Raw genomic sequence first — 14,497 nt, forward strand, 5'->3', positions numbered from 1 at the left:
GCCGCGCATGGATAAGACCTACCAGCCGCACGCCATTGAAACTTCCTGGTACAACACCTGGGAGTCCGAGAATTATTTCGCTCCGCAAGGCGCGGGCGATTCCTACACCATCATGATCCCGCCGCCGAACGTCACCGGCAGCCTGCACATGGGCCACGGTTTCAACAACGCGATCATGGATGCCCTGATCCGTTTCCGCCGTATGCAAGGCCGCAACACCCTTTGGCAGCCGGGCACCGACCACGCTGGCATCGCCACGCAGATGCTGGTGGAACGTCGCCTCGAAGCCCAGGGCCAGAACCGCCATGACCTGGGACGCGAGAAATTCCTCGAGAAAGTCTGGGAATGGAAAGACGAGTCCGGTGGCAACATCAGCCGCCAGATCCGTCGCCTGGGCTCGTCCGTGGACTGGAGCCGCGAACGTTTCACCATGGACGACGGTCTCTCGGAAGCGGTGAAAGAAGCCTTCGTGCGCCTGCATGAAGACGGGCTGATCTATCGCGGCAAGCGCCTGGTCAACTGGGACACCAAGTTGCATACGGCCATTTCCGACCTCGAAGTGGAGAACCACGACGAGAAAGGCTTCCTGTGGAACCTGAAGTACCCGCTGGCCGACGGCGCCAAGACCGCCGAAGGCAAGGATTACCTGATCGTCGCCACCACGCGCCCGGAAACCATGCTGGGTGACTCCGCCGTTGCGGTAAACCCGAACGATGAGCGCTACCAAGCCCTGATTGGCAAGTTCGTCGAGCTGCCCCTGGTTGGCCGGCGCATTCCGATCATCGGCGACGATTACTGCGACCCCGAATTCGGCACCGGTTGCGTGAAAATCACCCCGGCCCACGATTTCAACGACTACGAAGTCGGCAAGCGCCACAACCTGCCGCTGCTGAACATCTTCGACAAGAACGCCAACGTGTTGCCGGCGGCCCAGGTGTTCAACCTCGACGGCACGCTGAACGAAAGCGTCGACGGCCAGATCCCGGCCGAATACGCCGGCCTGGACCGCTTTGAAGCGCGCAAGCAGATCGTCGCGGCATTCGACGCAGCCGGCCTGCTGGTCAGCGTCGATGATCACGGCCTGAAAGTGCCGAAAGGCGACCGCTCCGGCACCATTATCGAGCCGTGGCTGACCGATCAGTGGTACGTGTCCACCAAACCGCTGGCCGAGCCTGCGATCGCTGCGGTAGAAGATGGCCGCATCCAGTTCGTGCCCAAGCAATACGAAAACATGTACTTCTCGTGGATGCGTGACATCCAAGACTGGTGCATCAGTCGCCAACTGTGGTGGGGCCACCGCATCCCGGCCTGGTACGACGAGTCAGGCAAAGTCTACGTCGGCCGCGATGAAGCCGAAGTCCGCGCCAAGCACAACCTCGGTCCGGACGTAGCTCTGCAACAGGACAACGACGTACTCGATACCTGGTTCAGCTCGGGCCTGTGGACCTTCTCCACCCTGGGCTGGCCGCAGCAGACCGAGTTCCTGAAGAAATTCCACTCCACCGACGTACTGGTCACCGGCTTCGACATCATTTTCTTCTGGGTCGCCCGGATGATCATGCTGACCATGCACCTGGTGAAAAACGAAGACGGCACGCCACAAGTCCCATTCAAGACCGTCTACGTGCACGGCCTGGTGCGCGATGGCCAGGGCCAGAAGATGTCCAAGTCCAAGGGCAACGTCCTGGACCCGCTGGACATCATCGACGGCATCGATCTGGAAACCCTGGTGCAGAAACGCACTTCGGGCCTGATGCAGCCAAAACTGGCGAAGAAGATCGAGAAGGCCACCCGCGAAGAATTCGCCGACGGCATCGCCAGCTACGGCACCGACGCCCTGCGCTTCACCTTCTGCTCGCTGGCGTCTACCGGTCGTGACATCAAGTTCGACATGGGCCGCGTTGAGGGTTATCGCAACTTCTGCAACAAGATCTGGAACGCCGCGCGCTACGTACTGGACAAAGGCGAAGACTGCGGCCAGAACGGCGAAGCCTTTGAGCTGACCCTGGCTGATCGCTGGATTATTTCCCAGCTGCAACGCACCGAAGCCGAAGTGACCCGCCAGCTCGATCAGTTCCGTTTCGACCTGGCGGCACAAGCGTTGTACGAGTTCATCTGGAACCAGTACTGCGACTGGTACCTGGAACTGTCCAAACCAGTGCTGTGGGACGAAAACGCCCCGGTCGAACGCCAGCGCGGCACCCGCCGCACCCTGGTGCGCGTGCTGGAAGTCGCCCTGCGCCTGGCGCATCCGTTCATGCCGTTCATCACTGAGGAAATCTGGCAGCGTGTCGCTCCGCTGGCGGGCGCCCAAGGCAAGACGATCATGCTGCAACCGTGGCCGGTGGCCAACGAAACCCGCATCGACCCGGCCGCCGAAGACGACATTGAATGGCTCAAGACCTTCATGTTGGGCCTGCGTAACATCCGCGCCGAAATGAACATCGGCCCGGGCAAACCGCTGAACCTGTTCCTGAACAATGCCAGCGCCGAAGACCTGCGCCGCCTCCACGAGAACGAAGCACTGCTCAAGAAACTGGCCAAGCTCGAATCGGTGACCGTCCTGGCCGCTGGCGAAGAAGCACCGCTGTCCGCCACCGCCTTGGTTGGCGAGATGGAAGTGCTGGTGCCGATGGCCGGCCTGATCGACAAGGCTGCCGAACTGGCGCGCCTGGATAAGGAAATCCTGCGTTTGAAGGGCGAAGTCCAGCGCGTCGGCGGCAAGTTGTCCAACGCCGGTTTCGTTGACAAGGCACCGGCCGAAGTCATCGAGAAGGAACGCGCCAAACTGGCCGAGGCTGAACAGGCCTTGGGCAAGCTGGCCGAGCAACATGCGCGGATCTCCAGCCTGTAACGGGGATTTGCAATGAAGAAGGAGGTCCTGATGGACCTCCTTTTTTATGCCTGGTACTTTCTAGTGAACACGCTTGCCCCCTGTGGGAGCGAGCCTGCTCGCGATGACGGCGGTACATTCAACATTGGTGCAAGCTGACCCACCGCTATCGCGAGCAGGCTCGCTCCCACAGTAGATCGCGCCGATCGTTGCAGTTGGGTTCGCAGGGGCAGGATGTGGGACAATGCCCGCCACTTTTTGAACCCTCCCCGAATCGACCCGCACATGACCGCCCCTCGCACGCCCAAGCCAGCACGTTCCAAGCCCAAACCCGCCACGGAGGCCAAAGTGCCGCGGGAGAAGGCCACCCTGCACCCACGCAATCGCCACCAGGGTCATTACGACTTCCCGGCATTGATCAAGTCCACGCCCGAATTGGCGAAGTTCGTGATCATCAACCCCTATGGCAAGGAAAGCATCGATTTCGCCAGCCCGGAAGCCGTACGGGTGTTCAACCGGGCGCTGCTCAAGTCCTTCTACGGCATCGCCCATTGGGACATTCCGGCCGACTACCTGTGCCCTCCGGTGCCAGGACGTGCGGACTACGTGCATTTCCTCGCTGATTTACTGGCCAGTCACAACGAAGGAACGATTCCACGCGGGGCGGCGGTGAAGGTGCTGGACATCGGCACGGGGGCCAACTGCGTGTACCCGCTGATCGGCTACAGCGATTACCGCTGGCATTTCCTCGGTTCGGAAATCGATCCGACGGCCATTGCCTCGGCCAAAGCCATTGTCCAGTCCAACGGGCTGAACAAAGCCATCCAACTGCGCCAGCAAGCCAACCGCAAGCAGATCCTGTTGGGTTTGCTGGAAGAGGCCGAGCGGTTCGACCTGACAATGTGCAACCCACCCTTCCACGCCTCCCTGGAGGAAGCCACCAAGGGCAGCCAGCGCAAATGGCGTGCGCTGGGCAAGGCCGACCCGAAGCGCAAGCTGCCGGTGCTGAATTTTGGCGGTCAGGCGGCGGAGTTGTGGTGCGAGGGCGGAGAGGCCCGGTTTGTGACGCAACTGATCGGCGAGAGCGCACAGGTGGCCAGCCAGGTGCTGTGGTTCAGCACGCTGGTGTCAAAGGCGTCGAATCTACCGGCGATTCAAACCGCCTTGAAAAAGGCCGGGGCGCTGCACAGCCAGGTGGTGGAAATGTCCCAGGGGCAGAAGCAGAGCCGCTTTGTGGCCTGGACCTTCCAGACCGAGGCACAGCAGCAGGCGTGGCGCCAGTCGCGTTGGGTTCGCAAGGGCTGAGTGGGAGCAAGGCCTTGCTGCCACAAATGCCCTGACCACAGACCACTTTTTCCAAGGCAATAAAAAACCGTGCCCGGATCACTCCGCAGCACGGTTTTCTTTTAAACGCGATCTTACTTGTTGATGCCGTCGGTCAGCGCTTTGGCTGGAACGAACTTAACAACTTTCTTGGCAGCGATTTCGATGGCTGCGCCAGTCGAAGGGTTGCGGCCGGTGCGGGCAGGACGCTCGGTGACTTTCAGCTTGCCGATGCCTGGCAAGGTGATTTCGCCGCCATTTTCCAGCTGATCGGCAACGATCTGACCCAGTTGGTCCAAAGCGTTACGCGCGGTGGTTTTAGGCGCGTCGATAGCTTCAGCGATGTCAGCGATCAGTTGGTCTTTAGTAAGAGCCATGTAGTGTTCCTTCCCTATCAAATTCATATGGATTGCAGAGTGCAGTGTCAGCCATCGAGCCCGATCTCAGAGGATCAGACACCCTCGGTAATCACCACGACGGATCGGGGTAATAGATGCCGAAAACCGGGTTTGGTTCGACCTGACAAATGCTGAATGCACGCTTAACGCAGTGACTTCGCGTAAGACCGGGCAAAACTAGCACAACGCCTGTGAAATATCCGCCTCTAGCTACCCATTTGGTCAGCTTTCTTGCGCGAAAACGGTAAAAAAATGCATATGGCATGTCGGACGGGTCTGAAAGGGGCTTTGCAGGGTTCCAAAACCAGTGATTGCGGTACACTGGGCCTTTTTGGGGGAGCGCGCCCTCCTCTCTTTCATCAGCCGAGAAATCCATGCCGATCCGTCATTGCATCGTCCACCTGATCGACAAAAAACCCGACGGCACGCCCGCCGTGCTCCATGCCCGTGACTCCGAGTTGAGCGAGTCCACGGCCATCGAGAACATGCTCGCCGACCTCAACGAGAGCTACAACGCCAAACAAGGCAAGGCCTGGGGCTTCTTCCATGCCGAGTCCGGGGCGCACCCGTTCAGCGGCTGGCTGAAGGAGTATCTCGACGGCGGCAAGGACTTCACCGCATTCAGTCGCGTAGCGGTGGAACACCTGCAAAAGCTGATGGAAGAGTCCAACCTCTCGGTGGGCGGCCACGTGCTGTTTGCCCATTATCAACAGGGCATGACCGATTACCTGGCGATCGCCCTGCTGCACCACAGCGAAGGCGTGGCGGTCACCGACGAGCTGGACGTGACCCCGTCCCGTCACCTTGATCTGGGCCAACTACACCTGGCAGCGCGGATCAATGTGTCGGAATGGCAGAACAACAAACAGTCCAGGCAGTACATCTCGTTCATCAAGGGCAAGAACGGCAAGAAGGTCTCGGAATATTTCCGCGACTTCATCGGCTGCCAGGAAGGCGTCGACGGCCCCGGCGAAACCCGCACCCTGCTCAAGGCCTTCAGTGATTTCGTCGAAAGCGAAGACCTGCCCGAAGACGACGCCCGGGAGAAAACCAAGACCCTGGTGGATTACGCCAGCAGCCAGGCCAAGCTCGGCGAGCCGATGGGCCTGGAAGAGCTGTCCGAACTGATCGACGAAGATCGCCCGAAAGCCTTCTACGACCACATTCGCAACAAAGACTACGGGTTGTCGCCGGAGATTCCGGCGGATAAACGCACCCTCAACCAGTTCCGCCGCTTCACCGGCCGCGCCGAAGGCTTGTCCATCAGTTTTGAAGCCCACCTGCTGGGCTCCAAGATCGAATATGACGAAGAAGCCGGCACGCTGATCATCAAGGGCCTGCCCACGGCGCTGACCGATCAGCTCAAGCGCCGTAACTGATGCTCGCAAAGGTTCTGAAGAAGTTTCTGCTGATTTTGCTGGTGGTTGTGGCATACCAGAACTGGGGCAAGATCGAGCGGGTACTCACCCCCTCGCAGATGCTGCCTGAACAGATCCGGGCCAATGCCCGGGTCGTGCTGTATGCCACCGACTGGTGCGGTTACTGCAAGGCGACCCGACGGTTCCTGGATGAAAAAGGCGTGCCCTATCGCGAGTTCGATATCGAGAAAGACGCTCAGGCGCGCAAGGCCTATGAGGCGCTGGGCGGGCGCGGGATCCCGATTCTGGATGTAAATGGCACGCTGATTCGTGGTTTTGAGCCGCAGAACATCCTCGAGGCACTGTCCGCGAAATAGGTTTGTCCGCTAGCGATGATGCTGGATCTGATGGCCTCATCGCGAGCAGGCTCGCTCCCACAGGGATTCGCGGCGGACGCCAATCCTGTTACCACTGCAAACCCAGGGTGGGAGCGAGCTTGCTCGCGATGGCGGTGGTCCAGTCAGAGCGCCAGCCCTGGGTAGACGGTAAGCGCCCATTAGTCGGGACTGTCAACTCCTACAGTATCAATGCCTGAAATAGCGTTCATTTTTTATATGCCCCCTCAGCCGAAGCCGTCGCTGAGCCGAACCTCTTGCGAGAACGCCTGAACAGACGGAGCATATAAAATGAACGCGATACAGCACTACCCAGCCCGAAACCGCGTTATAAAAATCACCCACCGCGCCCTGGTGTTGTCTTTCATTGCGATCTACGCCGGTTCCGCCTCTGCCGCGCAATACACCTGCCAACTCTTCCTGCCACCGAACCAAACCGTCATACAGACCACCACCGTTTTCAACGGGAGCAGCACGAGCGATGCAATCCGCCGCGCCACAACGATCTTCGACCTGCAAGGCCTTATTCCTCCCAATGCGCCACACCTGGTTCAATGCGAGTTGTAATATCGGGTGATCGCTTCTGGAATAATCGCCCGGAATTGCCTGCTCCGGGCGACAGATCGACTTTAATCGAGCGCCTGACCTTCTTATCAGGTTGATAATTGAAAACCCAGCCGTGGAAAGTGCACATGCACCACCCCGCCAAGCGCGTCTTCGCGACGCAGGATCAGCTCTTCACGACCGGCAAACAACAACTCTCCGGCCACCGGGTCGACGCCATAATCGGTTGCGGCAATCGTCACCGGCTGCCCTTTCGTGAACCCGTTCGGTTCCTCGAATGACTCATCCGGCAGCGCTGCCGGCGCAGCGTTGCGAGCCACTTCCAAAGCCTCTTCGGAACTCATCGCGTTCGACGCGCCATGGCCAAAACCCAGCACTCGCGCCAACCATGCCGAGATCGCCGGGTAGGTGTCTACCAGCGGCGAAGTCACCGCAGTGCCTTTGAGAAACCACAGAGGGTGAGCCATGGCGAAGTCGGCAATCGATGGATCGCCCAACAGAAAGTCACCCTCCTCGCGCTGCAACTGTTGCTCAAGACGCGCCATGATCGTGGGCCATTGGTGCTTGGCCTGTTCGGCAGACAGATGCTTGGTCGTACCGCCACTGAACAGCCCGGCCCGATCGCTGATAAACGTCTTGATGACTTCAGGCGGCAACTTGGCGAAACGCACCGCCACCGACTCCGGCTGAAACACCAGGCTTACCGCATGTTGAAACACCACCGAATCGGCCCATGCGGCAAAAGACGCTGCAATCATCTCCCGGCCTTCGGGAAACAGCGCCGGCGAAGCTTTTTCCTGCTCTAACCGACGGGCGATCAGCGCCGTGTCGCAATAGATATCCGCGCCGATCTGCAATACCGGGGTCTTGCGGTAGCCGCCCGTCAGTGCCGTCAGGTCGGGCTTGGGCATCATTGGCGGGATATGCACCGAACGCCAGGATAGGCCCTTGAAACCCAGTAACAAGCGGGCTTTCTCGGCGAAGGGAGACGTCGGGTAATGATGAAGAATCAGCTCTGACATGAGGTTCGCCACTGCGGGGAGGAAGTCCCGCAGCTTAGCGTGCCAGGGCCCGACAGCCTACCCTTCTGATGAAGCCGTATCAGCGCGGTTGATGGAACATCGATGCGCTCGCCACCAGGCACTCCTTGGCGCTTTTCTTGAGTTTCTTGATCAATCGCTCCTGGCGCAGGGCTTCGCCCTTGTCGCGACAGGCTTCGGTGTACACCAACGCCACCGCCGGGCTGGAAAGGAAAAAACGCGCGCCCTTGCCGCTTTGATGCTTGGCGAAACGCCGAACCGGGTCATCACTGATGCCGCAGTACAGCGAACCGTTGGCGGCCCGCACCAGGTAGACGAACCAGGGTTTGCCCGGTTCGGCTGCAGCTTGCCCTGGCAGGTCGGAGGATGGGTTGGCGGTCGTCACAGGATGTTCAGCAGACGTGTAGAAAACAAGCCGCAATCTTATCAGCGACTGGCCTGAAACGCCCGTAGCCCCTTGAGGGCCTGGGCTCTGACGGCATTGCGCACCAGCGGCGTCCAACCCAGCAGCAGGCCCTTGGTGCCCAATGCCTGGCGGGACCAGCGCCACAGATCAAAACTGTCATGGTGCTCGCAAATCTTGCCGTCGCGAAACACGAACCGTGCCTGAATGTCATTGACCACCGTGTTGCCGGTCTGGCTGAACAGATAAGTCGCGACCCAGTGGGCGCCGCCGGTACGCTCATCGCTGCGCACGTTATCGAAGGTCAGGGAAAAATCCTTGGCCCGAGTGGTGAGCATGCGCCACATGTCGCCGGCATCGCGCCCGCGCAGTTCACCGAACGCCGGGTCGCTGAACACCACGTCGTCGGTGTAGCAGGCGCTCATGGCGTCGGCATCCAGACGCTGGAAGGCCTGGTAGAAGCGGGTGATCAAGGCGTTGTGGGCATCACTCATGGACAAGCTCCGAAAATCTTCAGTAGAGCTGCACGATAATCTGCTCTGGCGAGGAACACTATCGTCATTCGCCATGAAAATAACATCAGCGAAGATCACTGACTCTTTCGCTGCTGACCCCAACGTATAGCGCCCGGCCGGCCCCGATGCCCGCGATGATCGCGCCCAGGCCAATCACACCGAAGATCCAACCCAGAGCACTCCAGCCGCCGGTCCAGTCGTGGACCACCCCGACCGCGAACGGCCCCATGGACGCCAAGGTGTAGCCGAACCCCTGGGCCATGCTGGAAAGATTCGCGGCCACATGGGCGTCCCGCGAGCGCAGCACGATCAGCGTCAGCGCCAGGCTGAACGTTGCTCCCTGCCCAAGCCCCAGTAGGATCGCCCAACCCCACAAACCTTCAATGGGCGCATAGAGGCATCCAAACAGCCCGCCCAGAGTCATGACCATGACGATCACAATGGCCAGGCGTTGATCCTTGCCCCGAGTCGCCAGCCAGGGCGCCGCCAGGGAACTGATCAGTTGCACGATGACCGAGCCGGACAACACCAGCCCGGCCTGGGTCGGCGTCAGGCCACGGCCAATGAGGATCGACGGCAGCCAACCGAACACGATGTAGGCCAGGGACGACTGCAACCCCATGTACAACGTCACCTGCCAGGCCAACGGGTCACGCAGCAAACCGCGAACCCGATATGCCACCTGATGAGCACCGTGTTTCTGGCCCACTTGCGGCAGCCAGAACACGGCGGCCAGCAGCGCCGGCACCACCCAGAAACCCAGGCCCATCGCCCAGCTGTGATTCAGATGCTCGCTCAACGGCACGGTGGCCCCGGCCGCCATCGCCGCCCCCAGGCACAGCGCCATGGTGTAGACGCCGGTCATGGCGCCGGCGTGTTTGGCGAAGTCACGCTTGACGATGCCCGGCAACAGTACACCGATCACACCAATGCTCGCGCCGGCCAGGATGCTGCCAGCAAACAGGCCGATCTGGCCGAAAGAACTGCGCAAAATGATCCCACCGGCCAGGGCCAGCAAGATTCCCAACACCACCCGCTCAGCTCCAAAGCGCCGCGCCAGCACCGGCGCCAGCGGTGCGAACAGGCCCAGGCAAAGCACTGGCAGCGTCGTCAGCAAGCCGGCCTGGGCAGCCGACAAACCAAGGCTTTTTGAAACTTCACTAAGCAATGGGGCCATGCTTGACAGCGCCGGACGCAGGTTCAGCGCCACCAGGATCAACCCGAGCAGTAACAGCCAGGGTTTGCGCAGCAATGGAGGGGCCTGCTGGGTCTGCTCATCGTCGGTTTCGGCGTCGATCAGCAAATGCTCAAGCTCTGCGGCGCGTTTGGGCGTCGTCGGGGTCATGCGGTCAAGCGTATCGCGGGACATGGAAAGCTCTGGTTCAAGGTTCAAGGTTCATTGATCAACTGTCGACGGAGGGCCTTGGCCCATTGCCGAACCTGTTGTTCGACAGCGTCGAGGATTCGATGTGCAGATCGAACACCGGTTGAGGACGAGGATGAAGCTCTGGCGCCACTGCGCGCCGATGACGCTTGGGAAGTCACGATAGCGTTCGCTGAGCGCAGGGGTAGGCAGCATGGGTTGAATTTTCTGACAGATTAGTCAGCTTCTTGTAGGACGGCAACCGCCTAAGGTCAATGCGAGGGAAAAGGAGCGAAATTTTCGATTGGTCAAAATTACCCCTTAAGGGTAATTTTAAGGACAAGGCATACAGTTCTATGGAAAAGAGCACACCCCACTACGACCTGGCAGTCGTCAAGGCCGAAGTCCTCAGGCTGGGGAACAAGGCATTCACAATGAGCACTCAGCAAGGCGCTCGAAGAATGTCGTTAAGCACTGCCCGGATGCTGCAAATCATGGCCTCGCTGGAGTACAGGATGTTGCACAAATCGATGACGACCTATGCCGATCATCGAATCTGGCAGGACGTTTATCACACCACATTTCAGGATCGGGAGATTTACATCAAGGTGACCTACCGCCCTGGCGGTGGGCATCCGGTAGTCTCCTTCAAGGAGAAAGACCAATGAAAACGCAGCAATGTGTCAACTGCGGTACTCAAGACGCCATGCAACACTTTGAGGGCCGAAGCTTTACCATCGACTACAAGCAGGTAGCACGGCAGGTGCACGACATCGCCGGATGGGAGTGCCGGGGCTGTGGTGAAATCGAATTTGATCACGACACCGACAGCGCGCAACGTTATTCCCAGGCGAGCGATCAGTTGCTCGAAGATTGTGCCCAGGCGATGGCGGCGGAGATGAAACGCATCCGTCGCAAACTGCACCTCACGCAAAAAGACGCGGTGAAACTGCTGTCTGGCGGCGGACACAACGCCTTTTCCCGTTACGAGCGTGGCGAAGTCGCCCCACCGCAACCACTGTTCATGCTGATGCGCCTGCTCGATCGTCATCCCCACCTGATGGCGGAAGTACTCGCACTGAGCGAGGGCACCGATTTGAAGCAGTTGTTGACTACCCGCCATCCGGAACAGGCAACCGTTCTGACACCCTGAATCCCAGGCAAAAATAAACCCGGACAAGTCCGGGTCTATTTCAATGCCTAAGGCCGGATCAATGCAGAATCTGGCTCAGGAACAGCTTGGTGCGGTCGTTCTGCGGGTTATCGAAGAAGTCGTTCGGCGCGGCCTGTTCGACGATTTCGCCCTTGTCCATGAAGATCACACGGTTGGCCACGGTGCGGGCAAAGCCCATTTCGTGGGTCACGCAGAGCATGGTCATGCCGTCTTCGGCCAGGCCGATCATGGTGTCCAGAACCTCTTTCACCATTTCCGGGTCGAGCGCTGAAGTCGGTTCATCGAACAGCATGATTTTCGGTTTCATGCACAGGGCACGGGCGATGGCCACACGCTGCTGCTGGCCGCCGGAGAGCTGGCCCGGGTATTTGTGCGCCTGCTCTGGAATGCGTACGCGCTCCAGGTAATGCATGGCGATTTCCTCGGCCTTGCGCTTGGGCATCTTGCGCACCCACATCGGCGCCAGGGTGCAGTTCTGCAGGATGGTCAAGTGCGGGAACAGGTTGAAGTGCTGGAACACCATGCCGACTTCACGGCGGATCGCTTCGATCTGCTTGAGGTCGTTGGTCAGTTCCACGCCATCGACCACGATGCGACCCTGCTGGTGTTCTTCCAGGCGGTTGAGGCAACGGATGGTGGTGGACTTGCCGGAACCCGACGGGCCGCACAGCACGATACGCTCGCCCTGCTGGACGTTCAGGTTGATGTCTTTCAACACGTGGAACTGGCCGTACCACTTGTTCACGCCCTGCATCTGAATAATGCCTTCAGGGCTCACAGGCTGTTTGATCGCTTCACTCATAAACTACGCTCCTAACGCTTGTGGCCAGTGTCCAGCTTGCGTTCCAAATGCATGGAATAGCGGGACATACCAAAACAGAAAATCCAGAACACCAGGGCGGCGAACACATAGCCTTCGGTGGCCATGCCCAGCCATTTCGGGTCGGCGGCAGCTTGTTTCACGCTGTTGAGCAGGTCGAACAGGCCGATGATGATCACCAGGCTGGTGTCCTTGAACAACGCGATGAAGGTGTTGACGATACCCGGGATCACCATCTTCAGGGCTTGCGGCAGAATCACCAGGCCCATGCTGCGCCAGTAGCCCAGGCCCATCGCCGCGGCCGCTTCGTACTGACCTTTGGGAATGGCTTGCAAGCCGCCACGCACCACTTCAGCCACGTAGGCCGACTGGAACAGGATCACGCCGATCAGTGCCCGCAGCAGCTTGTCGAAGTTCATGCCTTCAGGCAGGAACAGCGGCAGCATCACCGAGGACATGAACAGCACCGTGATCAACGGCACGCCGCGCCAGAATTCGATGAAGGTCACGCAGACCACACGGATCGCCGGCATGTTCGAACGCCGCCCCAAAGCCAGCACGATGCCCAACGGCAAAGCCCCGGCGATACCGACGGTGGCGATCACCAGGGTCAGCATCAGGCCGCCCCATTGGCTGGTCGACACGGTGGCCAGACCGAACACACCACCGTGCAACAGGCACCAGGCGATGATCGGGTACAACACCAGGAAACTCAGGCCGTAGACCGCCTTGCGCGGGAAGCGCGAGATGAACAGCGGAGCCACACCAATGACCGCCAGCCACACGGTCAGGTCCACGCGCCAGCGCAGATCCGCCGGGTAGTAGCCGTACATGAACTGGCCAAAGCGCTGCTGGATGAACACCCAGCAGGCGCCCTCCTTGGTGCAGTCAGCCTGTGTGGTGCCGACCCAGTTGGCGTCGAGGATCGCCCAACTGATGATCGGTGGAACGACCAGGTAAATCAGGTAGAACGCAAACAACGTCAGCAAGGTGTTAAGCCAGCTGGAGAACATGTTCGCGCGCATCCACGCCACCACGCCGATGCTACTGCTCGGTGGGGGCATGTCAGGTTTGAAAGTATGGGATGTCATGCGCGTTTTTCCTCACCGCTCGATCAGCGCAATGCGCTTGTTGTACCAGTTCATCAGCAGGGAAATGCTGATACTGATCGCCAGGTACACGCTCATGGTGATCGCAATAACTTCGATCGCCTGCCCGGTCTGGTTCAGCACCGTACCGGCAAACAGCGAAACCATTTCCGGATAACCGATACCGGCCGCCAGCGAGGAGTTCTTCGCCAGGTTCAGGTATTGGCTGGTCAACGGCGGGATGATCACGCGCAGGGCTTGCGGGATGATCACCTTGCGCAGGGTCGGACCGTTACGCAGGCCCAGGGAATGGGCAGCTTCGGTCTGACCGTGGCTGACCGACTTGATGCCCGAACGCACGATCTCGGCAATGAATGCCGCGGTGTACACCGTCAGTGCCAACGTCAATGCCAGCAATTCGGGAATCAGTACCCAGCCACCGACGAAGTTGAAGCCCTGGAGTTCCGGCATTTCCCAGTGCACAGGGGCACCGAAGACCAGGGCGCACAGCGCCGGGATCACCAGGAACAACGCCAGGCCCACCCAGAATTTATGGAACGGCTCGCCCGTGGCTTCGAAACGCTTATTGGCCCAGCGGGTCATCAGCACGATGGCGATGATCGCCAGCACGACGCTGATCACGAATGGCCAGAACCCGTCCGCCACCAGCGCGGCCGGCATGTTCAGGCCCCGGCTGCTGACAAAGAAGGTGTCGCCGAAGTTATGGGCAGCGCGTGGGCCCGGCATGGTCAGGAATACGGCGAAGTACCAGAACAGGATCTGCAGCAGTGGCGGGATGTTACGGAAAACCTCCACGTACACCGTTGCTACTTTGGCGATAATCCAGTTTTTCGACAGTCGGGCCACGCCGACAATGAAACCGAGAATCGTCGCCAGGATCACGCCGATGAACGTCACCAGCAGTGTGTTGAGCAACCCGATGACGAAGACGCGGGCATAGCTGTCCGCTTCGGTGTAGTCGATCAGGGTTTGAGCGATGCCGAATCCGGCACTGCGCTCCAGAAAGCTGAAACCGGAGGTGATGCCCCGGTGCTCAAGGTTGGTTTGCGTGTTGTCGAACAGAAACCAGCCCAGTGAAACCACCGCCACAATGGTGACGATCTGAAATACCCAGGCACGCACGCGTGGATCGCTGAGGCTAAGCCTCTGCTTAGGTGCGCCGATTGAATTTTGCATGAAGTGCCCCGCAAAGAATGGAACAG

General features: G+C 59.6%; 15 protein-coding genes. 7 read left to right on the forward strand and 8 right to left on the reverse strand.

All coding sequences use genetic code 11. The annotated features are described in order from the left end of the window. The first annotated feature begins 7 nt into the window (after positions 1–7). A complete protein-coding gene (locus MKS85_RS04210; RefSeq protein WP_139049213.1) occupies positions 8–2,854 on the forward strand; it encodes a valine--tRNA ligase in 2,847 nt (948 codons plus the stop codon). A 264-nt stretch (positions 2,855–3,118) separates the two neighbouring features. Then, complete coding sequence (rlmF, locus tag MKS85_RS04215) at positions 3,119–4,138, forward strand: 23S rRNA (adenine(1618)-N(6))-methyltransferase RlmF (protein ID WP_139049211.1); 1,020 nt, start codon at positions 3,119–3,121, stop codon at positions 4,136–4,138. Positions 4,139–4,251: 113 nt separating this feature from the next. Here rlmF and MKS85_RS04220 read toward each other — a convergent pair whose 3' ends face one another. Next, the gene (locus tag MKS85_RS04220) at positions 4,252–4,533 is read right to left on the reverse strand and encodes an HU family DNA-binding protein (RefSeq protein WP_047228872.1); all 282 of its coding nucleotides are present in this window, start codon (positions 4,531–4,533) and stop codon (positions 4,252–4,254) included. Positions 4,534–4,928: 395 nt separating this feature from the next. On the opposite strand from MKS85_RS04220, the gene yejK reads away from it, so the two are divergent. The 3 genes from yejK (at position 4,929) to MKS85_RS04235 (ending at position 6,874) form a co-directional block, all read left to right on the forward strand. Then, positions 4,929–5,933, forward strand: coding sequence for a nucleoid-associated protein YejK (gene yejK, locus MKS85_RS04225; RefSeq protein ID WP_139049210.1), 1,005 nt, complete (start codon positions 4,929–4,931; stop codon positions 5,931–5,933). Further along, positions 5,933–6,289 (forward strand): glutaredoxin family protein, encoded by a 357-nt coding sequence (locus tag MKS85_RS04230; RefSeq protein ID WP_139049209.1) that lies wholly within the window; start codon positions 5,933–5,935, stop codon positions 6,287–6,289. The genes yejK and MKS85_RS04230 overlap by 1 nt, the downstream gene beginning before the upstream one ends. 309 nt (positions 6,290–6,598) lie before the next feature. Further along, a complete protein-coding gene (locus MKS85_RS04235) occupies positions 6,599–6,874 on the forward strand; it encodes a hypothetical protein (RefSeq protein ID WP_139049208.1) in 276 nt (91 codons plus the stop codon). Between the two features lie 86 nt (positions 6,875–6,960). Here MKS85_RS04235 and MKS85_RS04240 read toward each other — a convergent pair whose 3' ends face one another. The 4 genes from MKS85_RS04240 to MKS85_RS04255 form a co-directional block, all read right to left on the reverse strand. Continuing rightward, positions 6,961–7,893 carry a glutathione S-transferase family protein gene (locus MKS85_RS04240; protein WP_139049207.1) on the reverse strand — a complete coding sequence of 311 codons (933 nt, stop codon included), beginning with the start codon at positions 7,891–7,893 and terminating at the stop codon, positions 6,961–6,963. A 79-nt stretch (positions 7,894–7,972) separates the two neighbouring features. Continuing rightward, positions 7,973–8,296 carry a GIY-YIG nuclease family protein gene (locus MKS85_RS04245; protein WP_076383632.1) on the reverse strand — a complete coding sequence of 108 codons (324 nt, stop codon included), beginning with the start codon at positions 8,294–8,296 and terminating at the stop codon, positions 7,973–7,975. Positions 8,297–8,337: 41 nt separating this feature from the next. Further along, positions 8,338–8,808, reverse strand: a complete 471-nt coding sequence (locus MKS85_RS04250; protein WP_047228866.1) for a nuclear transport factor 2 family protein — start codon at positions 8,806–8,808, stop codon at positions 8,338–8,340. An 85-nt stretch (positions 8,809–8,893) separates the two neighbouring features. Next, entirely contained in the window at positions 8,894–10,222 is a 1,329-nt protein-coding gene (locus tag MKS85_RS04255; protein WP_107321922.1) for a CynX/NimT family MFS transporter, read from the reverse strand. A gap of 326 nt (positions 10,223–10,548) precedes the next feature. On the opposite strand from MKS85_RS04255, the gene MKS85_RS04260 reads away from it, so the two are divergent. Both MKS85_RS04260 and MKS85_RS04265 read left to right on the forward strand, forming a co-directional pair. Continuing rightward, on the forward strand, positions 10,549–10,860 hold the full coding sequence (locus tag MKS85_RS04260; protein ID WP_188250926.1) for a type II toxin-antitoxin system MqsR family toxin: 312 nt from the start codon (positions 10,549–10,551) through the stop codon (positions 10,858–10,860). Next, a complete protein-coding gene (locus MKS85_RS04265; protein WP_188250927.1) occupies positions 10,857–11,345 on the forward strand; it encodes a type II toxin-antitoxin system MqsA family antitoxin in 489 nt (162 codons plus the stop codon). Before MKS85_RS04260 ends, MKS85_RS04265 begins: the two co-directional genes overlap by 4 nt. A 58-nt stretch (positions 11,346–11,403) precedes the next feature. On the opposite strand, the gene MKS85_RS04270 is transcribed toward MKS85_RS04265, so the two are convergent. The 3 genes from MKS85_RS04270 to MKS85_RS04280 are packed head-to-tail and all read right to left on the reverse strand — an operon-like array spanning position 11,404 to position 14,471. After that, positions 11,404–12,168: an amino acid ABC transporter ATP-binding protein gene (locus tag MKS85_RS04270; RefSeq protein WP_047228862.1), complete on the reverse strand. Its 765-nt coding sequence runs from the start codon at positions 12,166–12,168 to the stop codon at positions 11,404–11,406. An 11-nt stretch (positions 12,169–12,179) separates the two neighbouring features. After that, positions 12,180–13,277, reverse strand: a complete 1,098-nt coding sequence (locus MKS85_RS04275) for an amino acid ABC transporter permease (protein WP_139049204.1) — start codon at positions 13,275–13,277, stop codon at positions 12,180–12,182. 12 nt (positions 13,278–13,289) lie between these two features. Continuing rightward, the gene (locus tag MKS85_RS04280) at positions 13,290–14,471 is read right to left on the reverse strand and encodes an amino acid ABC transporter permease (protein ID WP_139049203.1); all 1,182 of its coding nucleotides are present in this window, start codon (positions 14,469–14,471) and stop codon (positions 13,290–13,292) included. Between the last annotated feature and the right edge of the window lie 26 nt (positions 14,472–14,497).

It is taken from the genome of Pseudomonas sp. JL2, from assembly GCF_031570495.1.
In the GTDB taxonomy this organism is placed as follows: Bacteria; Pseudomonadota; Gammaproteobacteria; order Pseudomonadales; family Pseudomonadaceae; genus Aquipseudomonas; species Aquipseudomonas rhizophila.